Here is a 21,841-nt window from a genome sequence, read left to right as displayed (position 1 = left end):
GAAGATTCTTTAAGGTATATCTTGACAAGCTGAGTAATTTGTAAATAATATGAGCATATTTATCAATAACAGATTATGATGAAAAATTACGTTATCAGTTTAACGACAGCATCAGCAAGACGAGATCATATCATACGCGAGTTTGGTAAACAAGGTGTGGATTTTGAGTTTTTTGATGCAGTGACGCCAGAACAGGTTGACAACTTAGCTGAAAGATATAATATCAATGTCGGCTCGTCTGAATTAACTAAAGGTGAATTAGCCTGTCTATTTAGCCATTTATCCTTATGGCATAAAGCTTTAGAGGAAAACATGTATTATATCGCCATTTTTGAAGACGATGTATATTTGGGGAATAACTCTCATTTATACCTTGGTGATACAAAATGGATACCAAAAAACATAGACACGGTTAAACTTGAGTTCTTTCAAGAATTGGTTGATATGGATTTCACTGGTCTTAGACTGCCAGGAAATAGAAAACTGAGAAAAATAAATTCAGTTCATTTGGGCGCAGCCGGGTACATCCTAAATACACATTCAATTAATAAATTTTTAAATATAATCAAAAGTTATCAGCAAATCATCCCTATTGACCATGTCTTATTTGATTCTCATTTAAAAGAAATAGATGTATTCCAAATGCATCCTGCTATCGTTGTGCAAAGCGACCGAGTGAACACTGCTGGAAATAATAATATTAATGTTTTTAAAAGCCAGTTAGAAGCGGATCGCAGGGTTAGAATTAATAATTCGCAAATATCAGAAAATATACTTAAAAACGAACTACCATATACTCGTTACAAGCGTAAAATAATTAGAGAAATTCATAGAATCATTGTTCAAGTTACTACTTTGACAAACAATGTATATAGGTATTTTTTTTCAAAATCAAAATTTAGATAATTATTTGCGGTTTATTGTATAGATTTTTAGAGAGGCTTATGATTAGCAAACTCACCTTCGGCCTATTCTCCGAAAAAGATACCGCAAGTTTTATGCGGCTTATGACTTATATCAAGCCATACAAAGCACGCATTTTGTTTGCCTTGCTCGCTATTGTTGGGGTTGCCCTCAGTGAAAGTTATTTAGCGGCATTTATTGCCCCACTTGTCAATCAAGGCTTTGCAGTTGCCGATCCTACAAACATCCCCATGCTGACAGGAGATGGACTAGGCGCGAAGCTAAAGTATTATGCCCAAAGCTTTCAGCATATGATTTGGGGTACAAAAAATAAAGTTTGGATCGTTCCGCTGTTTTTTATGGGCTTGGTGATCTTTCGTGGGATTTGCCGCTTTATCAGCGCTTATTTGATGGCATGGATAGCCACCACCGCCATCGGTCATCTTCGCCGAGATATGTTTGATAAAATGCTGTCATTTTCATCAGCGCACCACCAAACCATGCCCTCAGGCGAGATGCTGATGAATATGGTGCAGATGGCCGAAAACTCCATCAGTAATGCCAGTAATGTATTTATCGTTTTAACACGCGATACTTTAATTGTGATTGGCTTGGTGTGCGTGCTGTTTTATCTGAATTGGCAGCTTGCATTGTTTATTATGATTATGTTTCCAGTACTGTCCGCCCTGTCGCGCTACTATCGTAATCGACTTAAGGACATTATTGATAACGCTCAAAAAAGTATTGGTTCATTAAATAATGTTGTCAATGAAACCCATCAAGGTCACCGCGTGGTCAAACTGTTTGGTGGTCAGGCGCAATCTTCTGCCAAATTCTCTGAAGTCAATAATATCATCGTGCGACTTGGCAAAAAAATCAGCCAAGCCAACGCAGCTCGCTCCCCCATCAGCGAAGTGGTTGGTTCCACAGCATTGGCCGGTGTGATATTTTTTGCCCTATGGCAAAGTCAGCAAGGACTGACCACCATTGGTGAATTTATGGCGTTCATCGTGGCGATGATGCAGATGTTTGGACCCATCAAAAATCTTGCCAATATCAGCATCCCGATGCAGACGATGTTTTTGGCAGCTGACTCAGTGTGCACCTTTTTGGATACCCAGCCTGAAGATGATGAGGGTACGATCGAGATGAGCAATGTCAAAGGCTACATTCATTTTAATCATGTCAGCGTGCAATATGACAATGAAACAACCAAAGCACTCGATGATTTTAATCTTGATATCCGTCCTGGCGAAAAAATCGCTTTTGTTGGGCGATCAGGATCAGGTAAAACCACTGCGATCAACCTACTGCCGCGCTTTATCAATCCCATTGCTGGTGAGATTTTATTAGATAATATTAATATTCAAGAAGTAAAGCTTACCAATCTAAGAAGCCAGTTCGCCTTAGTCTCTCAAGAGATATTTTTATTTGATGATACCTTATTTGAAAATGTGCGTTACTCACGCCCAAATGCTACCGAAGCAGAAGTTATGGCAGCTTTAGAAGCCGCCAATCTTAGTGAGCTGGTCAACAAGCACCCAAAAGGTCTGTATCAGCCGATCGGCGCCAATGGTAGTCTGCTATCAGGGGGTCAGCGCCAACGCGTGTCGATTGCGCGCGCCATTTTAAAAGATGCGCCGATTCTGCTGCTAGATGAAGCTACCAGCGCTCTTGATAATGAGTCTGAGCGCCTTGTACAGCAAGCACTTGAGCGTCTAATGTCAGGTCGTACCAGCATCATTGTGGCTCACCGCTTAAGCACGATTGAACAAGCCGACCGTATCATCGTCATGGACGGCGGAAAAATCATTGAAGAAGGCTCTCATACAGAGCTTTTGGCAAAAGATGGGTATTATGCGATGCTCCATAATTCATCCGCCATCACAGAATCTTAAGTACTCGTTTAAAACCCAAAGCCAAGCGTTTATTCAATTTTAATAAGCGCTTGGCTTTATCTATTATTTGATCAAATCCAACTGAAATTGGCACAATCCCCCCTCTCGCTATCTAAACCCGCCCAAATATCGCCAAGCTTTAAGTGTCATGATTTTTTTACAGTCATCAGTTATAGTACAAAACTGGGCGTTATAGCGCCCTTGGCTTGACTTTGACCGTTCTAACTTTGCAAATTTGCAAAATTATCTTTGAATTTTCGCCCTTATCATTTGCTGACTGCTGATTATACTATACCCAATGAATGATTAAATTTTGGAGTTTTTATGAAATCTGTATATCACGCAGCTGACAGTCGCGGTACCGCTAATCATGGCTGGCTAAAAAGCCGTCACACATTTAGTTTTGGTCACTATTATGACCCAAAACGCATGGGATTTGGGACGCTGCTTGTCATCAATGATGATCAAGTCATTGGTGGTCAAGGCTTTGGCACGCACCCGCATCGCGACATGGAGATTATTTCCATCCCTTTGAGTAGTGATTTGGCGCACAAAGACAGCATGGGAAATGGCAGCATTATTAAAAATGGCGACATCCAAGTCATGTCGGCAGGTACAGGCGTCACTCACAGCGAAATGAACGCCAATGCTGATCAAATTGTCAAATTTTTGCAGATTTGGATTCAGCCTAATAAAGCTGGCGTCACCCCACGCTATCAGCAAATCAGTCTGGCTGACCTGATTGGCAAAAATGAATTCGGTCAAGTGTTATCGCCCAATGCTGATGATGCAGGCGTTTAGATTCATCAAGATGCTTGGTTCCATCTTGGTCATTTTGACGATGGCAACTCAAGCGAATATACGCTCAAAAATTCCGATAACGGTGTCTATGTCTCTGTAATTAAAGGTAAAATCCGTGTTAATGACACCATTTTAGATGAGCGAGATGGCTTGGGCGTGTGGGAAGTAGATACACTGAATGTACAAGCCGATACGAATGCTGAAGTGTTGCTGATTAAAGTGCCTATGAGCCGATCTTTTATCTTTGATGATCACAGAATGCTGATCCATCAGACTCAAGTCTTAACCCGTTCATCACGATAGTTTTACTTATAATTTAACCAATCATCCATAATAGGAACATGGATATGATTACAAAAGACGATTTTCGCATTCATAATGAGTCATTTGATTTGAGCAATCCGATGAATTCTTTGAGAATCTTGGCGGGTGCAGGCTTTATCCCACATGCTTTTGGTAAATTTGCCAATGGCGGGATCAATCCAGCAACTTTGGGATTTTTTGAAGCGGCAGGATATGCACCAGTCTCATTATGGATTATTTTTGCGGTGATCGCCGAAATTGTGGTAGGCGTGATGCTGGTTTTGGGCATTGGCACACGTTTTAGCGCCTTCATTGTTGCCGCTATCTTGGTCTTTGCGCTAGGATCTTTGATTGTTGTGGCGGGGTTTGGTTGGTTTTGGAATACTGGCGGGATTGAATATCTGATGTTCTGGATTTTGGTGTGTTTATTAGTTTGTCAGTATGAATTTATAAAACATAAAACCCATTATAACAGATAATCCTTAAAAGCTTGCCGATACTACCGATATCAGCAAGCTTTTTTAATAACAAGTCATCACCTACAGAGCTACGCTTGTTTCTTAAGTGGATTTTGCTAGAATAGGATTGGCATAGGTATGCACGCTGGCTACCCCATTTGACTGATCGGCGGTCAGTTTAACGATTAAAATTTAAAATGACTTTAAAATGACGAAAGATATGATATGACTGACTATCAAGTGATCGATAATAAAGAGCTGTCTCGATTTGAAATCCATAAAGATGGACATGTAGCATTTGAAAATTACCGCTTATTTGATGGCGACATTGCTTATACTTATACCGAAGTGCCAGAAGCGCTTGGCGGTCAAGGTATTGCTGCATAGCTGGTAAAGCACATTTTAGATGACGCAGCAGCCAAGGGCTTAAAGGTGGATCCTGTTTGCCCTTATGTGCACAAGTACATTGACAAGCACCCTGAATATCAAGCAAATACAGTCAATTATAGCGCACTAAGCGAATAAATAAGCACAATGATAAATTTCAAGGAAAAAAAATGAGTGTTGATAAATACATTGCAGCGACCAAAGATGTTGGGGGCATTCCTGTTGCTCGCTTGTTGCCGCAGCCACAGCGCAAGACCATTGGCGCTTGGTGCTTTTTGGATCATGCAGGCTCTGATGAGCTTGAGTTTGGTGCAGAAGAAGACGGCTTGCAGGTTGGCTTACATCCACATATCAACTTGCAAACATTTACTTGGATGTTGGCGGGCGAGGTTTGGCATCAAGACAGCCTAGGTCATCGTCAGCTGATCCGCCAAAAACAAGTCAATCTCATGACCGCAGGCACAGGCAGCCATCGCGGTATCAGCCATACCGAGCAAACCCCAGAAGGCGTCAAAGACCTGCACGCAGTTCAGCTTTGGATCGCCCTGCCGATGGATCAAGAGATTGAACCAAATTTTGAGCATTATCCAGATCTGCCAACTTGGTCAAAAGATGGTATCGATTATATTTTGACCACCGGCAGCTACCACGGTCATACCGCGCTTACCACTCAATACAGCCCTTTGGTTGGCGTTGATATGCGTTTTAATCAGGTGACCGAGTTTGATATTGAAGAACAAGATGGTTTTGAGTATGGCTTCTTGATCATTAAAGGCAAGCTTACCATCAATGGTCAAGTATACCAACAAGATGAATTGGTCGTGCTGTCTGAGTGCGCGAGTGCGGATGGCTCTTTGTCCATGTCGGCTACTGACGATACCCATGTGATGCTCGTTGGTGGTGAGCCGCTGCCACATCCGACGGTGATTTGGTGGAACTTTATAAGCAAAGACATTGAAAGCCTACAAGAAGCTGTGGATGATTGGAATAATCACCACGAGCGCTTTGGTGATATTAACTTAGAAGGTTCTAAACTGCGTCGCTTGGTAGCGCCAGATGTTCCAGACACACTGAGTGTGCCAGATCATCGTTGATAAGATACCGATTTAATAAAAATGGCAATACGCCCTGTATTGCCATTTTTGCATTTATAACTTAACAACTTCTTCGGCTTGCAATCCTTTATCGCCTGTTGTTACGACAAACTCTACCGCTTGACCTTCTTTAAGTGAGCGATAGCCTTCCCCTTGAATCGCACGAAAATGCACAAAAACATCTTCGCCAGTCTCGCGTTGAATGAAACCAAAGCCCTTGGCATCATTGAACCACTTTACAACACCTTGCTCTTTAGACATAACAAATTTCCTTGAGTGCTCAATCGACAGACGAGCCATTAAGTACCAGTAGGTCTGATAATTTGAGCAATCATCAAACCTGCCAAAAATCACAAATGATTTTGAAATTTCATCTTAACATTATTTCAGACAATAACAAATACTTAGCCCCTTAAAATCTTCTAAATGATGAACATTTATTTTTAAAATAGTGAAATATTGTGGCTCAAAATCTTGTATTCAAACCATTTGCCAAAATTGCTGAAATTGGCTACAATAATTTTTTGTCAAATATATTTAGCCTTATGAGCATCCAAACCACCAAAAAAGTCGCTTTGATTAATGGACCTAATTTACATCTTTTGGGTCTTCGAGAGCCTGAGGTCTATGGCTCAGTCACTTTGACGGATATTATCAATGACTTAACATCCCAAGCTGCATCGCATGGTATTGAGCTGATCGCCTATCAATCAAATCATGAAGGCGCGATTGTCGATTTTATCGGTGAGCAAGGGCTGCTATCATCCGATCCCGTTGATGGTGTCATCATCAATCCAGGGGCGTATACGCACACTTCTGTGGCGATTCGTGATGCTCTATCAGCCATGGATAAGCCATTTATTGAGGTGCATTTATCAAACATTCATGCGCGCGAGCCGTTTCGTAGCCACTCTTATTTGTCCGATAAAGCGATTGGAGTGATCTGTGGCTTAGGTGATATGGGCTACAAGATGGCAATGGATTGGTTTATCAAGCATCTTAAATAGTCAATTTAGCAGGATTTATTTTTAGGTCATATTCAGAAGGACGGTCATGACAACGACAACACAAAAACTCATCGCTCAAAACGATCAATACGGCACCAAAAACTATCTGCCACTGCCCATCGTGGTCAGTCAGGCATCTGGGATTTGGGTAGAAGACCCTGAAGGGAATCGCTATATGGATATGCTAAGCGCTTATTCTGCGGTCAATCAAGGGCACTGCCACCCACGCATTATCCAAACACTTAAGCAACAAGCTGACAAAGTGACCTTAACCAGCCGAGCTTTTCACAATGATCAGCTGGCACCATGGAGTGAGAAAATTTGTCAGCTTGCTGGTAAAGATCGGGTTTTGCCAATGAATACAGGCGCTGAAGCGGTTGAAACTGCCATCAAAACCGCTCGTCGATGGGGGTATGACATCAAAGGGGTAGCTGATGATCAGGCCGAGATCATCGCCTGCGTGGGCAATTTTCATGGTCGCACCATGGGTGCGGTATCGCTGTCATCCGATCCTGAATATAAGCGCGGCTTTGGTCCAATGTTGGGTGGTATTAAGCTGGTGCCTTATGGTGATATTGAGGCATTATCAGCTGCCATCACCCCAAATACCGTTGCATTTATCATGGAGCCTATCCAAGGCGAAGCAGGGATAAATATTCCTAAAAAAGGCTTTATGAAACAAGCTTTTGAGCTTTGTAAGGCTAATCAAGTGCTATTCATTGCCGATGAGATTCAAGCAGGGCTCGGCCGAACTGGCAAGCTATTTGCGTGTGAGCATGAAGATGTCACACCAGATATGTATATTCTTGGTAAAGCTTTGGGCGGCGGCGTTTTTCCGATCTCATGCGTGTTGGCAAATAATGAAATCTTGGGCGTCTTTGAGCCAGGCTCGCACGGCTCAACCTTTGGCGGTAATCCGCTCGCCTGCGCTGTCTCCATCACCGCATTAGATGTCTTGATAGAAGAAGGCTTGATTGAAAATTCTGCCACATTGGGCGAATACTTTTTGGAAGAACTACAAAAAATCAATCACAGCAGTATCAAACAGGTGCGTGGACGAGGATTGTTTATTGGCATGGAGCTCAATGAACCTGCTCGCCCCTATTGCGAAAAACTCAAAGAGTTGGGGCTTTTGTGCAAAGAGACGCATGACACCGTGATTCGGTTTGCACCGCCACTGATCATTACTAAGGATGAAATTGACCTAGCTCTTCAAAAGATCCGTCAGGTGTTTGGGTAAGGTTTAATGCCGCCAAATAAATAGCCTGATGCTAAGATCAGGCTATGAATGATTACACCAATGGGTTGATTATAGGGATTTTATACGGCTTATCTTTTTGATCTGCCTTCTGTGCATCATCAGAATTATCGCTTTTTTGCTGAAATTTTGGGTTAAAGCTTTGAACCAAAGGATTAATTGGTAAGCCCATTTTATCAAGTTCATCAGTCACACCTGATTGGATATTATCGCCCTCAAATAAACGCTCATCATCATTACGATCAAGCGTTAAATGCTCAAAATCAAATAAATTTCGGTCAGCAAGCTGGCTTGGTGCAACATTTTGCAAGGCTTTAAACATGCTTGCCAAACGCTTAGGGTGAGCATTATCCCACTCACGCAACATATCATTAATCATGGCACGCTGTAGATTTTCTTGCGAGCCACACAAATTACAAGGAATGATGGGGAATTTTTTGTAATTGGCATATCTAATAATATCTTTTTCAGCAACATACGCCAATGGGCGAATGAGTATATTTTGCTTATCATCTGATAGCAGTTTGGGCGGCATGGCTTTTAAACTGCCCCCATGAAATAAGTTTAAGAAAAAAGTTGCCAAAATATCATCTCGGTGATGCCCAAGCGCTACTTTGGTTGCACCAATTTGCTTGGCAAACCCATACAGTGAACCACGGCGTAGGCGTGAGCAAGCTGAACAATAAGTTTTGCCCTCTGGTACAACAGATTTGACGATACTGTAAGTATCTTTTTCTAGGATATAATAAGGAATGCCTTGCTCTGACAAGTAGCGTGGTAATACTTCTTCGGGGAATCCAGGTTGTTTTTGGTCAAGATTAACCGCCACCACCTCAAAATGAATCGGTGCAATGCGTTTTAAGAATAATAAAATATCCAGCAAAGTAAAGCTGTCTTTACCACCAGAAATACACACCATGACGACATCGCCATCTTCAATCATATTAAAATCACGAATCGCCCAAGAAACCTCTTTTCTTAGCTTTTTTTGTAATTTTTTAAATCGGCTAGATTTTATGCCATCATCAAGCTCATGAGGCTCATCATCTGGCGGTAATCCATCATCATCGTCATCTTCTGTTATATGAACGGATTTACCCAAAAGAACATCGGCAATATGTTGCTCGTCGGTAGTTTGTGCTTGAGAATGCTCAATGTGTGAATTTGTCATAATCTACTCTGTTTTAGCTTTTTTCTTAATTGTATATCGTTTTTCGCCTTGCAGATTGGCTTCGGCAAGTTTATCAGTCAAACGCTTGGCTAAATTTTCATCTGCCGACTTTGGATTGACATAAACTCGTTTTATGCTTGGTTGATTTGGCGTATGTTCGCTATGATTTGAACGGCGAGCGTTAGGCGTCGCTCGTTTTGCGGATTTATCAAAATGACCAAAGCGGTCAGTGTGCGATTTTTTGCCATCTTTAGCAAACTTTTGATGAGGTTTTTTATCAGTGGTTTGATTAAAATTTTTAGTAAAACGCTTGGGCTGATCATGGTTTTTGGGCATTTGATGCTGTAAATTTTGATCCATGGTCTTATTGGTGACAACGGTCATAGATTTGACGGCATTTTTATGGCGAATCTCATAACTGCGATGGATGGGTTTTTTTAGATCAAAATCAAAACCAATGGTTTCATGCGTGATATCTTTGACATCGTATCGTGCCATCAAACTTTCGTCAAACTCAAAACGGGTGTAATTATTGCTAAAGTATAAAACACCGTCTGCAGTCAAGCGATTCATCGCACGATTGATCAATGCCACATGATCTCTTTGGACATCAAATGTCCCTTTAAATTTTTTGGAATTAGAAAAAGTTGGCGGATCAATAAAGATGACTTCATATTGTTCGGTATGGTGTTTTATCCATTCAAAAACATCGTGTGCGATGAATTGATACTTCTCGCCATCATCATAAAAAGCATCAAGCACCAGCCCATTTAGGGCAAAATTTTGTTTTCCCCAATCCAAATAATTGGCAGACAAATCCACACTGGTTACCGATTTTGCACCCGCCAAAGCCGCATGAACAGAAGCTGTGCAGGTGTATGAAAATAAATTTAATACCCGCTTGGCACGGCTAGCATCACCGATTTTGGCACGCATATGACGATGGTCAATAAATAGTCCTGTGTCCAAATAATCAGTGAAATTAACATAAAAATAAGCACCAAGCTCACGCACCACCCACATTTTTCTGCGTTTGGTGGTGTTGTCGTTTTTGGTATATTGCTCATTACCCGACTGCTTGGCACGAGTCTTGATAAAAATGGCTTCACGAGATACGCCAAACACCTCTCGAGTAGCTTGCAGAACAAGATTAAAGCGAGTTTTGGCGACATCAGCGGGAATTTGTTTGGGCGGTGCATATTCTTGTACATGAATTTTATCGCCATAGACATCGATCGCAACATTGAAATTTGGTAGGTCAGCGTCGTAGACACGCAGGTTGGTCACGCCTGTTTTGATCGCTTGTCTTTTAAGATTAGATAAATTTTTTTGTAAGCGATTAATAAAATCTTGAGCATCTGGATGGGTAATTTCTTGTTTTTGCCACGCAAAAATTAGATCAGATGGCTCAGACAAATTTAGCTCACCATGACGAAAATACACCGTCAAAGCACCATTATGGCAACGCAAAGTCTGAGGCTCTATGATTGGTAAAGTGTCTGCATGCTCAACATGACTTGCCAAAACCGCTATCGTGGCATCAATCGCTTGTCCTGTATTGGCAGAAATTGACCGCATGGCAGCTGCGATATGCAATCCAAGCCCATGATATAAAGGCTTAATAAAGTCAGTATCCCCCAATCGCTCTCCATAGGGTGGATTGGTGATGATTAAAGGCTTTGAGCAGGTCAAAGTGGATAAAAGCTTAGGCAGCTGATATAAAGCACGCTGGGCCAAGGTGACTTGATCTAATATGGGTCTAAGCCCTGCTGCGATCAAATTCTTATGGCAAGCCTGTACCGCATAAGCATCGGCATCGCAGGCAATCACTGTCAAAGGATTGTTTTGCAGATATGATAAACACGCATGGAATCGCTGTGTGGCATCGGACACCATCTCATCCCACAGTTTATCATTATGATGCTGCCAGCAATAAAATCCAAATTCACCAGCTGCCTTTTCAAGCCCAACAGGATAATCCGCACGCATCAGTAATGCTTCGGTGATGAATGTGCCTGAGCCACACATCGGATCGATGATGGCATCATGAATGCCTTGATGCCAACCACACTCGTATAGCAGTGCTGCTGCCAAATTTTCTTTGAGTGGTGCTGCAGTATTAGCAACACGGTAGCCTCTGCGATGTAAACTGACACCCGATAAATCCAAAAAAATTTCGGCAAATTTATGGTTGGCTGTTGCAAAAATTTGAAAATCAGGCTGCTTGGCATCAACATCAGGCCGTGCACCAAAAGCACGATTAAAGGTATCTGCAATGGCGTCTTTAATGCGTAAAGTGGCAAATTGTTGATTGACCGATAGGCGTTTGTCGGTCGAAAGACGAATCGCAAAACGATGTTCAAGCCCAAATAAATTTATCCAATCAATACGACTGGCAAATTGATATAACGCCTCAGACACATCCTCATCCAATACCTCAACAGACTGGCTAGGTGCCACTTGCGATAATTTTTGTTTAAAATGGTATTCACCAAGCGGTAACAAAACACGGCTAGCCACTCGGCTATATAGGCAAATATGGTATAGCTTTGCCAAATCCGTAATGACTGCCACACGCCCTGCTCGCAGCACATCGCTTGACAAGCCAAAACTGCCCAGCTCAATTTGTAAGGCAGCTTCAAGACCATCGGCACAAGTCACAACGATTGTGAACTCATTTACGTCAAAGTTTTTGAGATCGGCAAAATAAGAGGGTTTGTGCTGAGTCATAAGAGTCCAAATTTGGGTTTTAAAGAACAGAGTATTATAGCATAAACCTTGATAAGAATTTAAGAAATATGAACCGCCCATATTCTTAGGCGATTCATATTTTTAGATGCTTAAATTTTATGTTCAAATTTTTTGTTCATCATCTTCAAATTTAAACCGCTGTGCTTGATCGCCATCTTCGGTCATGATCAGCCTCATATATGGGAATGGCACTTCAATACCTGCTTCATCAAGTGCTCGCTTGATTTTTTCATTAATATTTTCTTTAATAATCGGGATTCGAGCGACAGACAGTGGCGCCACCCAAAAACGCACTATCAAATGAACACCCGACTCACCAATCTCTGATACTGTCGCAAGCGGCGCAGGGTGTTTCAGGACCACTTCATCTTTTTGAAGGGTTTTGATGATCGCACTTCTGGCTGCTGTGATATCTGCATGCAAGCCAATGCGGGTTTTGACATCAAAGCGGATCATTTTTTTGGACGTTAAATTCACCACCTCAGATGAGGCAACCGTCGAGTTTGGAATGATGATAATGATATTATCTCGGTCAAGGATTTGGGTGGCGCGTAAGGAGATTTTGACCACGCGCCCTTCTTTTTCACCCAAACGAATCCAATCGCCAACTTGAAACGACTGCTCAACCAAAATTACGATTCCAGCGATAAAGTTTGCAAGGGTGCTTTGAGATGCCCAACCAACAGCAAGACCAGCGATACCTAGACCTGCCACAATGGAAAATATATCAAAGCCAAATTTTGCCATGACTGTGGCAAAAGCAAGCGCCAATATGATGACCAGCAATAAGTTTTTTAAAAGCTGCTCAATGGAGGCGTTTAAATCATAATGCTTTAACACACTGCTGACCATTTGACCGCTCAGCGCCCAAAGCACATAATAAAACCCCGCCCATGTCGCTGCTTTGGCTGTGGCTGTCACGGTATTGTCGGTAACGCCAATTTGCGACATCACGGCGAGCAAACTGGTCATAAACCACAAATACCGCAAAGTTGCGCGTGCGATGCGCGCATAGCGATAAGGCAGACCAAATAATTTTCGTACAGTTTTGACGGTATAAACCAAAAACCAGTAAATAAACCCCACCAGCAAAAGCAAAATAATGATTTTAATGCCGCTGCTTAATATCGACAAACCTATGTGTGCTAGGGTTAGCTTTTGATCATCCAACGATCCGCCAAACAGTTGGTAGATATTTTGGTATAGCTCTTTTAAAATTCTTTCAAAAAATTCAGCGATTTTTGGTGTCGTCATGACGAATATCGTACGGCTTATGAATAAAGTTAAATCAAATAAAGCGGGAAAAATAAGCACAAAACCCTCAAGGTACAATACCTCAAGGGTGTGAAATTAGATGAATTTATGAGTAATCGTCTGCTGGTTGGTTATTTTCATCTGCCAAAAAGAACCAAGTATCAAGCACTGAATCTGGATTTAAAGAAACCGAATCAATGCCTTGTTCCATCAGCCAATAGGCCAAATCAGAATGGTCTGAGGGGCCTTGACCACAGATACCGACATATTTACCAGCTTTATTACAAGCTTGGATCGCTAAGCTTAGCATTTTCTTGACTGCTGGATCACGCTCATCAAACAAATGTGATACAATGCCTGAATCACGGTCAAGACCAAGCGTCAGCTGAGTTAAGTCATTTGACCCGATTGAAAAACCATCAAAATATTCTAAGAATTCATCGGCCAGTACAGCGTTGGTTGGCAGCTCGCACATCATGATGATTTCAAGACCGTTATCACCGCGCTTTAAGCCATTTTTCTCAAGCAGTTCAATAACTTGTCTGGCCTCTTCAGTGGTACGCACAAATGGGATCATGATCTTAACATTGGTCAAGCCCATGTCATCACGCACATATTTTAGCGCACGGCACTCAAGCTCAAAGCAGTCGCGGAAATTATCCGATACATAACGGCTCGCACCGCGGAAACCAAGCATTGGGTTTTCTTCAGAAGGCTCGTACAGCTTACCGCCGATCAAGTTGGCATATTCGTTCGATTTAAAGTCACTCATACGCACAATGACAGGCTTATCACGGAATGCCACCGCCAAAGTTGAGATGCCTTCAATCAATTTATTGATGTAAAATTCAACAGGAGAATTATAACCCGCCATACGCGCTTGGACAGCTTGTACGGTCTCTTGTGGTAGCGTGTCGATATTTAACAGAGCTTTAGGGTGCACGCCAATCATGCGGTTAATAATAAACTCAAGTCGAGCCAAGCCCACACCTTGGTTCGGAATCTGTGCAAAATCAAAAGCACGGTCAGGATTGCCCACATTCATCATGATCTTAAAGGCAAGTTCAGGCATGGTGCTGATTGAGTTGCGCTGCACTTCATAATCCAAAAGACCTTCATAGATAAAACCAGTATCCCCTTCTGCACAAGATACCGTGACTTCTTGACCGTCGGTGAGCACTTCTGTGGCATTACCCGAACCAACGATAGCAGGCACGCCCAATTCACGCGCGATGATCGCTGCGTGGCAGGTACGGCCGCCGCGGTTTGTGATGATCGCTGAAGCACGCTTCATCACAGGTTCCCAATCAGGATCGGTCATGTCAGAGACCAAGACGTCGCCATCTTGAACCTTACTCATTTCATTTAAATTGGTGACGATACGCACTTTACCGCTACCAACGCGCTGACCGATCGAGCGCCCTTCTGTTAGGACTTTGGCGCCTATTGAGTCGATCACATAGCGCTCCATGTGATTTTTGTCTTGGCGAGATTTAACCGTTTCTGGTCGTGCCTGTACGATAAAGATTTCACCGCTATCACCATCTTTTGCCCATTCAATATCCATTGGGCAGCCGTAGTGCTCTTCAATGATCATGGCTTGTTTTGCCAAGCGGGTTAGCTCTTCGCTGCTCAAGGCAAATTGATTGCGCTCAGCTTTATCGACGTCAACGATTTTGGTAGACTTGGTGGTACTACCTTCATCACCATAAATCATTTTCTTTTGTTTTGAGCCCAAATTACGACGCACAACCGCAGGGCGATTTTGTTCAAGCAATACTTTTGATAAATAAAATTCATCAGGATTGACCGCCCCTTGGACGACCATCTCACCCAAACCGTAGCTTGCTGTAATGAATACTACTTCATTAAAGCCTGTCTCGGTATCTAGCGTAAACATCACACCAGAGGTGCCCGTCTCTGAACGCACCATACGCTGAATGCCAGCTGACAGTGCAACGCCTGCGTGCTCAAAGCCTTTGTGCACGCGATACGCGATGGCACGGTCATTATATAATGAAGCAAAGACTTCCTTGATGGCGATCAGCACATTATCAATACCGCGAATGTTCAAGAAAGTCTCTTGCTGACCTGCAAATGAGGCATCTGGCAAATCTTCAGCCGTGGCTGATGAGCGTACAGCGACGGCAATATCTTCACCTTTTGACAATTCTGCAAAAGCAGTACGAATCTCATCTTCTAAATCTTTTGGCAGTTCTTGTTCGATGACCCAACCGCGAATTTTGGCGCCTGTTTGGGTTAATAAATCGACATCATCAACATCCAAACCTTTGAGTTCGGCATTAATCTTATCAAGCAAACCTGTTTCATTCAAGAAGCGATTAAATGCCTCTGCCGTGGTCGCAAAACCATTAGGCACATTCACACCTAAGTTACCCAAATGGCTGATCATTTCGCCCAATGAGGCGTTTTTACCACCGACGATTTCAACATCATTTTTACCAAGTTGATTAAAGGCAATGACTTGGACTTGCTTGTTCATAGTTAACTCCGATTGGTGAACAAAAACTTTGGCACTGATGATTCCAATTCCTTTTTTTACTCGTCAAAGAAATGATGCCAAAGGCTTTGAGATATTTTTTAGCGATTATAGCGACAAATGTTGCAATTCTCAATCAATTTATCTATTTATTCATAATAAAAATATACCCATAAATTATAAAAATATAAACCCTAAAAATTCTGCACATCCTCTGGGAAGTTCGCTTGTCCATCGCGTGCAAAATGGCTTTTTTATGCTATAATGACAAAACACTTGTTTTGGTCAAATAATGAAGCACAGACATGTACGTCCACACTCCCACACCTGCTCAACAAGAAAAACAGTCAAACATCCGAAGCGCTTTTTTTATTTCTGATGGCACAGCGATCACCGCCGAAACCCTAGGAAAATCACTGCTAAGCCAGTTTAACGATGTGGAATTTGACATTCAGGTCATCCCTTATGTTGATACGCCTTTATTAGCCTGCGAAGCAGTTCAGCGTATTAATAAGGCTTATGAATCCAGCGGTCTGCGCCCGTTGGTATTTGATACCATTGTCTCAGATGAGATTCGTGAAATTATTAATTCTGCTGATGCGCACAATTTGGACATCTATGAAGGCTTGATCAATCGTATCGCCACTGAAATCAATCATAAGCCCAATCCGCACGCTGGCATGGCGCACAGCAGCGTTGATTCAGATGATTATAAAGCGCGCATTGATGCGGTGCATTTTGCTCTGGATAATGATGACGGCGCTCGTACCAACCACTATGACGGCGCCGATATTATTTTGATTGGCTTATCCCGCTCAGGCAAGACGCCCACTTCTTTATACTTAGCACTACAATATGGCATCCGTGCCGCCAACTACCCTTTAACCGAAGAAGACTTAGACACCAGTCAGTTGCCAAGAGTGCTAAAACCATATCACCACAAACTTTTTGGTTTAACCATCGACACAGAGCGCCTCGTACGCATCCGTCAAGAGCGCAAAGCTGGTAGCCGCTACGCAAGCTTGGCTCAATGTCAAGAAGAGCAAAGAGCCATTCAAGCTATTTATAGCAGCCAAAAAATTCCTAATCTGAATGTCTCTGAGATGTCTGTTGAAGAGATTGCCACCCGCATTTTACAAATTACGGGTCTAAAGCGGCGCATTGGCGTTTAAGAATTGTTGATTAATTGTTGATTAATAGTATCGAGCAAAATTATGTCAAAAAAACTTCCGATAACGTTATTGACCATCTCAGCTGACTTAGCAGTATGTCAGACCATGCCGCCAAAACCCGCCCCTTATCAGGCTCCGCAGATCGTCACTGCCAATAGTCAAATTCTTGAAGTGCTGCCACTGCGTACATCTTGTGACTCATCATCACCCATGCAATGCTTAATGGTCAAGCCTGCAGGCAATGCTGACAGCGACATTTTTGGCATTGGGTTTAATGCCATCAAAGGCTTTGAACCAAAACTGGGCGTTCGTTATAAGATTCGCGTCAGCCAAGAATTTGAAAAGAGCACCAACACACCGACAGGCTCTTGGCAATTAGAATAAATTTTATCCCAGACGATCAATTAAAAAGCTCTATTAGAACGATTATTAAGGATTATGTATGTCAAAAAAACCTAAAACCACCCAAGATGCTGACCCAGTTGCTTTGCTCGAAGCCCCTACCCAAACAAAAAAATCTCAAACTTTTGAGCATGTGGAGCACGATCACAGCCATCCTAGTCTTATCAGCCCCTTAGATGGTCAGCGCGTCGGTCTAAATCGCCCTAATAAAAATAAAATCAAGCACAATTATGAATACGATGCCATCGTGCTTGGCGCAGGTCCTGCTGGTGAAGCGGCGGCGATGAAACTTGCCAAATCTGGGCATCGCGTTGCAGTAATTGATCCGCGTGATCAAGTTGGGGGTAATTGCGCGCACGTAGGCACGATCCCAAGTAAGGCACTGCGTCAGTCTGTTTTTAATATCATTAACTTTCGCCGCGACCCTCTGTTTAAACAAACCAAAGACAGTTATCAAGTCCCACTAAGCAAAGTATTAAGCCGCGCGCGTGAAGTCATTCGCCATCAGGTCAATACACATAAGCTTTTTTATGAGCGTAACCAAATTCAGGTCATCCATGGTTGGGGAAGTTTTGTTGATGCGCATACATTAGAAGTGTATATCAGTGATCACGAACCGACTAAGACCATTACTTTTAATCAGGCGGTGATCGCGGTTGGCTCGCGCCCCTATCGCCCTGATATTTTGGATTTTAATCATCCGCGTGTCTTTGACTCAGACAAAATCCTACAAATGGACTATGTGGCACGCAAAATCATCATCTATGGTGCTGGCGTCATTGGTTGTGAGTATGCCTCTATTTTTACAGGCTTAGGCTATGTGGTTGATTTGATTAATAATAAAGAACAGCTGTTGAGCTATTTAGATAAAGAAATTTCTGATGCACTAAGCCATGACTTCCGTCAATTTGGCGTACGCATTCGCAACCACGAAGAAATCGATCACCTTGAAACGCATGATGACTGCGTGGTATTACATCTAAAAAGCGGTAAAAAAATCAAATCTGATGCCATCTTATGGTGTAATGGCCGCTCGGGCAATACCGATAGCCTAAACTTAGAAGCCGTTGGCCTCACCGCAAACAGCCGTGGTCAGCTTGAAGTGGACAAAACTTACCGCACCAGCGTACCACATATTTATGCTGTGGGTGATGTGATTGGCTGGCCATCATTGGCTTCAGCAGCCTACGATCAAGGGCGTAACGCTGCAGGATTTATGGTAGGTGATGAGGATGCTGAATTTGTCAATAGTGTTCCGACCGGTATTTATACCATTCCTGAAATCTCAAGCATTGGTAAGACTGAAGCTGAGCTGACCGCCGAAAAAACACCTTATGAAGTTGGGCAGGCTTTTTTTAAGCACTTGGCGCGCTCTCAGATTATTGGCGAGCGTTCAGGTGTCTTAAAAATCTTATTTCATCGTGAAACACTTGAGCTGCTTGGTATCCATTGCTATGGTAACCATGCTTCTGAAATTATTCATATTGGGCAGGCAGTGATGAAATGTGGTCATACGCTTGAGTATTTTATTAATACAACTTTCAACTATCCCACAATGGCAGAAGCCTATCGTGTTGCTGCCTTAAATGGTCTAAATCGGATTTTTTAGTCTATCAATAAACACAAAACAGCCGATGGTTATACCGGCTGTTTTTTATTGGTGAATTAATATAAAAATACATTTCAATTGAAATGGCTAATGATTTATTATAAAATAAAAATAATAAATCTTAACAATCTAAACAGCTTACTTAAAGGTCATACCATGGCGCGTAGAATCCTATTAGCAGCCCTGATAGCAGGGACAACTTTACTGACTGCTTGTGATGATGTTGTGAAAGGCGTCGCACGTGAAATATTAAAAGATGAAGCACCTCCTGCACAAACGGCGCAGCAGCCACAAGTACAAGATCTACAGCCTGTCATTCCCAATGGTCAGCAGCCTGTGCAGCAATACAATCAGTACGGGCAACCAATCACCAATCAGCAACAGATGCCCATGCAGCCCAATCAGATGCCCCAAACTCAAGATCCAAATGCAATGGCACAAGCTGCACCCTTGCCACCTAAGCCTGCACCTGCCCCACAAGTCAGCGAACGAGTTGTCCGTAAACGCGCCTATGTACTGACCAGCATGGCAGTAATGTCATGGTTCGTAGCGCACCAAATCGCAACGCGCGCAAAGCTGGCTACTTGTATGACGGCGAAGACATTTGGGTCGTTGGTGAAACAACCAACTGCCAAACCATCAATGGTCTATATGGCTGCTGGGTAAAAGTTGTGGATGCTGCTGGATTAACTGGTTATAGCTTTGGTGCTTATTTGCAGTATTAATTTTTTAAACCCAAGCCCAACATTGCTTGGGTTTTAGATATTTGAGTCATTATGCCCCCTAAAAGAAGTTATACCCCCAAAAACCCAAAGAAACCCAACTATCTAAATAAAATGGGTTGGGTTTTGATTGTCTTTGGCTCATTGGGCATGACTGTTTTTGGTTATCAGTTTTATCAGCAAAATCAGACAGATGAAGACAAAAATCACACTTTAATGAGTGCATTAACACAGCCTCAAATGCAACAACCGTATATGGGCGGCTCCAATCCAGTTCAGCCAGTGATTTATACCAATCAGTCAATTGAGATAAATGAATTAACCAAGCCCTTGGAGCTCACGACATCTAAGCCAGCTCGCCTGCAAGAAGTTCATGGCGTTTTTAATCAAAGCTCGATCAAATTGGTGCCCATTCCAAAAAAATACACCTTAAAGCCCGAAAAAATTCATCCTGAAGTTTATAACCCTTTGATCACTATGATTCAGGCTGCACAAGCGGATAATATTAAACTTAGCGTCGTATCAGCATTTCGTTCTTATCAAAGACAAAAGCAAATTTGGGAGAATAAATGGGGAAATCGCCCAAATGATGATATTAATCATGCCAAAAATATCCTAAAATGGTCTTCATTTCCAGGAACCAGTCGCCATCATTGGGGGACTGATGTCGATTTTAATAGTGTGGAAACAGCCTATTGGAAATCAAAAGCAGGTGTAAAGGTTTATGAGTGGCTACAAAATAATGCGTCCAAATATGGATTTTGTCAAACTTATGGTACTGATCGTCATCATGGATACAATCCTGAACCTTGGCATTGGTCATATATGCCAGTCGCTGACAGGTATCTTGCTCAAATCAGTAATCCTGCGGTTTTAGAGGTCGTATTAAACCAAGGCGTCAAGGGTTCTGAAGCAGTTCGACAATCAGGGGATTTAATGAATTATGTGACCAGTATTAACGCTTGCCAAGTCACATATCCACAAGATTCTCAGCAAAATATACAAAATGCTCAATATCTTGCACAAACTGATCTGAATCCGCCAGAGCAACACTCAGATCCAAATCCGCCAGTACTAACCAAGCCACCCTTAGGATCTAAGCCCTATATCTCTCATGAGGGTCATAAGATTGCACCAAACATCGAGGATAATCTTTCAGAACCCAAATAATAAGCAAAAAATTAGCTCATATTAAAATTCTTATCAATCTCCCACGACTTAGGCAGTGGCTTATCCATCAGCATCAAGGTTTCACGCTCAATCATTCTCACCATCATATCAAGTGCCAAATCATGATGGTCAGAGCCAAAAGGTTCTTCTAGTTGCCGTGCCAGCTCATCTAGCCCAAGCAATAAATAAGAAATAAACCCAACCAATAACGGTGTCCAAAAACCCATCGCGGATTGCAAACCAAAAGGCAGCGCCCAACAAAAACAATATACCGCCCGATGCAGTAGTGCTGAGTAGGGAAATGGCAATGGCGTGCTGTGAATACGATCGCAGCCCGCTTGGATGCCCCCCATTTCAATCACATGTTTTTGGATGGTCATATAAATGACATCACTCATTTGACCTTGCTGAACTGATTTGATTAATTGCTTTTGCATCGCCTCCAAAACTCGTTGCGGCGCATTGATCTGCTGATCAAGCCAGTCCAAATAATGATCATCAATCTTCGTGTAGCCAAACTGTGATCGCTGAATATTTTGTCCACGCAACCGATCACGAAGTGTCGCCACAAACAGTAGCATCTGATACAGTAGTGATTCACGCTCATTTGGTGCTAAAAAATGGCTATCACGGCTTAGATGACGCGTATTAGCCACCAAAGCACCCCACAGCTTACGACCTTCCCACCATCGATCATAACAAGCATTATTACGAAATCCCAAAAATATGGAGATGATAACACCAAACATCGTAAAACCAACCGCAGGCACGGTAGCGACATAATACCACTGAAACTGTGCCACAAAACCAGCGATTAAAGACAGTACCATGATACCTAATATCGTTGGCAACACTTTGGGTAGCACCGTGCCACGCCATGCAAATAGTAGTTTGAAACTGTTTGATTTATCTCGGACGATCACAGCGCTCTCCTGATTTGAATGTGGGGTAATCTAGTCAAGCAGGACAATTTACCATTGC

The 21,841-nt window shown here is 42.5% G+C and carries 17 protein-coding genes and 2 pseudogenes; 13 read left to right on the top strand and 6 right to left on the bottom strand.

Features of this window, described 5'->3' with window-relative positions:
• The first annotated feature begins 78 nt into the window (after nucleotides 1-78).
• From AO382_RS01935 to AO382_RS01910, 6 genes and pseudogenes are all read left to right on the top strand, one after another.
• Entirely contained in the window at nucleotides 79-906 is an 828-nt protein-coding gene (locus AO382_RS01935) for a glycosyltransferase family 25 protein (RefSeq protein WP_064617919.1), read from the top strand.
• Between the two features lie 38 nt (nucleotides 907-944).
• Nucleotides 945-2,801, top strand: coding sequence for a lipid A export permease/ATP-binding protein MsbA (gene msbA / locus AO382_RS01930; RefSeq protein WP_064617680.1), 1,857 nt, complete (start codon nucleotides 945-947; stop codon nucleotides 2,799-2,801).
• Between the two features lie 324 nt (nucleotides 2,802-3,125).
• A pseudogene (locus tag AO382_RS11365) lies at nucleotides 3,126-3,905 on the top strand (pirin family protein).
• A 44-nt stretch (nucleotides 3,906-3,949) separates the two neighbouring features.
• Complete coding sequence (locus AO382_RS01920; RefSeq protein WP_201030205.1) at nucleotides 3,950-4,384, top strand: DoxX family protein; 435 nt, start codon at nucleotides 3,950-3,952, stop codon at nucleotides 4,382-4,384.
• Nucleotides 4,385-4,588: 204 nt separating this feature from the next.
• Nucleotides 4,589-4,888, top strand: a pseudogene (locus tag AO382_RS11415) (GNAT family N-acetyltransferase).
• 32 nt (nucleotides 4,889-4,920) lie between these two features.
• Entirely contained in the window at nucleotides 4,921-5,844 is a 924-nt protein-coding gene (locus AO382_RS01910) for a pirin family protein (RefSeq protein ID WP_064617674.1), read from the top strand.
• Between the two features lie 54 nt (nucleotides 5,845-5,898).
• On the opposite strand, the gene AO382_RS01905 is transcribed toward AO382_RS01910, so the two are convergent.
• Complete coding sequence (locus AO382_RS01905; protein WP_049237789.1) at nucleotides 5,899-6,105, bottom strand: cold-shock protein; 207 nt, start codon at nucleotides 6,103-6,105, stop codon at nucleotides 5,899-5,901.
• A 284-nt stretch (nucleotides 6,106-6,389) separates the two neighbouring features.
• Here AO382_RS01905 and aroQ point away from each other — a divergent pair, with 284 nt between their 5' ends.
• Together aroQ and AO382_RS01895 are read left to right on the top strand one after the other, a co-directional pair.
• On the top strand, nucleotides 6,390-6,851 hold the full coding sequence (aroQ, locus tag AO382_RS01900; protein ID WP_064617918.1) for a type II 3-dehydroquinate dehydratase: 462 nt from the start codon (nucleotides 6,390-6,392) through the stop codon (nucleotides 6,849-6,851).
• 46 nt (nucleotides 6,852-6,897) lie between these two features.
• Nucleotides 6,898-8,091: an ornithine--oxo-acid transaminase gene (locus AO382_RS01895; protein WP_064617672.1), complete on the top strand. Its 1,194-nt coding sequence runs from the start codon at nucleotides 6,898-6,900 to the stop codon at nucleotides 8,089-8,091.
• A gap of 52 nt (nucleotides 8,092-8,143) precedes the next feature.
• Here AO382_RS01895 and ttcA read toward each other — a convergent pair whose 3' ends face one another.
• The 4 genes from ttcA to ppsA all read right to left on the bottom strand — a co-directional run bounded on the left by ttcA (nucleotide 8,144) and on the right by ppsA (nucleotide 15,788).
• Nucleotides 8,144-9,280 carry a tRNA 2-thiocytidine(32) synthetase TtcA gene (gene ttcA, locus AO382_RS01890; protein ID WP_064617670.1) on the bottom strand — a complete coding sequence of 379 codons (1,137 nt, stop codon included), beginning with the start codon at nucleotides 9,278-9,280 and terminating at the stop codon, nucleotides 8,144-8,146.
• Nucleotides 9,281-9,283: 3 nt separating this feature from the next.
• A complete protein-coding gene (gene rlmKL / locus AO382_RS01885) occupies nucleotides 9,284-12,091 on the bottom strand; it encodes a bifunctional 23S rRNA (guanine(2069)-N(7))-methyltransferase RlmK/23S rRNA (guanine(2445)-N(2))-methyltransferase RlmL (protein WP_064617668.1) in 2,808 nt (935 codons plus the stop codon).
• Nucleotides 12,092-12,133: 42 nt separating this feature from the next.
• Nucleotides 12,134-13,285, bottom strand: a complete 1,152-nt coding sequence (locus AO382_RS01880; protein ID WP_064617666.1) for a mechanosensitive ion channel family protein — start codon at nucleotides 13,283-13,285, stop codon at nucleotides 12,134-12,136.
• Between the two features lie 106 nt (nucleotides 13,286-13,391).
• Nucleotides 13,392-15,788, bottom strand: coding sequence for a phosphoenolpyruvate synthase (ppsA, locus tag AO382_RS01875; RefSeq protein WP_064617664.1), 2,397 nt, complete (start codon nucleotides 15,786-15,788; stop codon nucleotides 13,392-13,394).
• A 302-nt stretch (nucleotides 15,789-16,090) separates the two neighbouring features.
• On the opposite strand from ppsA, the gene AO382_RS01865 reads away from it, so the two are divergent.
• From AO382_RS01865 to AO382_RS01845, 5 genes are all read left to right on the top strand, one after another.
• Entirely contained in the window at nucleotides 16,091-16,957 is an 867-nt protein-coding gene (locus tag AO382_RS01865) for a pyruvate, water dikinase regulatory protein (protein WP_064617662.1), read from the top strand.
• 42 nt (nucleotides 16,958-16,999) lie between these two features.
• Entirely contained in the window at nucleotides 17,000-17,341 is a 342-nt protein-coding gene (locus tag AO382_RS01860; protein WP_064617660.1) for a DUF4377 domain-containing protein, read from the top strand.
• A gap of 58 nt (nucleotides 17,342-17,399) precedes the next feature.
• A complete protein-coding gene (gene sthA / locus AO382_RS01855) occupies nucleotides 17,400-18,968 on the top strand; it encodes a Si-specific NAD(P)(+) transhydrogenase (RefSeq protein ID WP_064617658.1) in 1,569 nt (522 codons plus the stop codon).
• Between the two features lie 539 nt (nucleotides 18,969-19,507).
• The gene (locus tag AO382_RS11410) at nucleotides 19,508-19,693 is read left to right on the top strand and encodes an SH3 domain-containing protein (RefSeq protein WP_081261332.1); all 186 of its coding nucleotides are present in this window, start codon (nucleotides 19,508-19,510) and stop codon (nucleotides 19,691-19,693) included.
• A 51-nt stretch (nucleotides 19,694-19,744) separates the two neighbouring features.
• Nucleotides 19,745-20,860, top strand: coding sequence for a M15 family metallopeptidase (locus tag AO382_RS01845; protein ID WP_227513599.1), 1,116 nt, complete (start codon nucleotides 19,745-19,747; stop codon nucleotides 20,858-20,860).
• Nucleotides 20,861-20,871: 11 nt separating this feature from the next.
• Here the strand turns inward: AO382_RS01845 and AO382_RS01840 are convergent, their stop codons facing one another.
• Entirely contained in the window at nucleotides 20,872-21,783 is a 912-nt protein-coding gene (locus AO382_RS01840; RefSeq protein ID WP_064617654.1) for a bestrophin family protein, read from the bottom strand.
• Nucleotides 21,784-21,841: the final 58 nt, after the last annotated feature.

Origin of the sequence: Moraxella catarrhalis (assembly GCF_001656295.1) — a bacterium.
GTDB lineage: Bacteria > Pseudomonadota > Gammaproteobacteria > Pseudomonadales > Moraxellaceae > Moraxella > Moraxella veridica.
The sequence above is the reverse complement of the archived record's forward strand: the minus strand, read 5'-3'. Positions and strand labels throughout refer to the sequence as shown.

Excerpts from the sequence above, each read along its gene's own strand:
- AO382_RS01880 (WP_064617666.1), bottom strand. The coding sequence starts at position 13,285 with ATGACGACACCAAAAATCGCTGAATTTTTTGAAAGAATTTTAAAAGAG.
- AO382_RS11410 (WP_081261332.1), top strand. The coding sequence starts at position 19,508 with ATGGTTCGTAGCGCACCAAATCGCAACGCGCGCAAAGCTGGCTACTTG.
- ttcA (WP_064617670.1), bottom strand. The coding sequence starts at position 9,280 with ATGACAAATTCACACATTGAGCATTCTCAAGCACAAACTACCGACGAG.
- msbA (WP_064617680.1), top strand. The coding sequence starts at position 945 with ATGATTAGCAAACTCACCTTCGGCCTATTCTCCGAAAAAGATACCGCA.
- AO382_RS01905 (WP_049237789.1), bottom strand. The coding sequence starts at position 6,105 with ATGTCTAAAGAGCAAGGTGTTGTAAAGTGGTTCAATGATGCCAAGGGC.
- AO382_RS01920 (WP_201030205.1), top strand. The coding sequence starts at position 3,950 with ATGATTACAAAAGACGATTTTCGCATTCATAATGAGTCATTTGATTTG.
- AO382_RS01860 (WP_064617660.1), top strand. The coding sequence starts at position 17,000 with ATGTCAAAAAAACTTCCGATAACGTTATTGACCATCTCAGCTGACTTA.
- aroQ (WP_064617918.1), top strand. The coding sequence starts at position 6,390 with ATGAGCATCCAAACCACCAAAAAAGTCGCTTTGATTAATGGACCTAAT.
- sthA (WP_064617658.1), top strand. The coding sequence starts at position 17,400 with ATGTCAAAAAAACCTAAAACCACCCAAGATGCTGACCCAGTTGCTTTG.
- AO382_RS01845 (WP_227513599.1), top strand. The coding sequence starts at position 19,745 with ATGCCCCCTAAAAGAAGTTATACCCCCAAAAACCCAAAGAAACCCAAC.
- AO382_RS01935 (WP_064617919.1), top strand. The coding sequence starts at position 79 with ATGAAAAATTACGTTATCAGTTTAACGACAGCATCAGCAAGACGAGAT.
- rlmKL (WP_064617668.1), bottom strand. The coding sequence starts at position 12,091 with ATGGGCGGTTCATATTTCTTAAATTCTTATCAAGGTTTATGCTATAAT.
- ppsA (WP_064617664.1), bottom strand. The coding sequence starts at position 15,788 with ATGAACAAGCAAGTCCAAGTCATTGCCTTTAATCAACTTGGTAAAAAT.
- AO382_RS01910 (WP_064617674.1), top strand. The coding sequence starts at position 4,921 with ATGAGTGTTGATAAATACATTGCAGCGACCAAAGATGTTGGGGGCATT.
- AO382_RS01895 (WP_064617672.1), top strand. The coding sequence starts at position 6,898 with ATGACAACGACAACACAAAAACTCATCGCTCAAAACGATCAATACGGC.
- AO382_RS01865 (WP_064617662.1), top strand. The coding sequence starts at position 16,091 with ATGTACGTCCACACTCCCACACCTGCTCAACAAGAAAAACAGTCAAAC.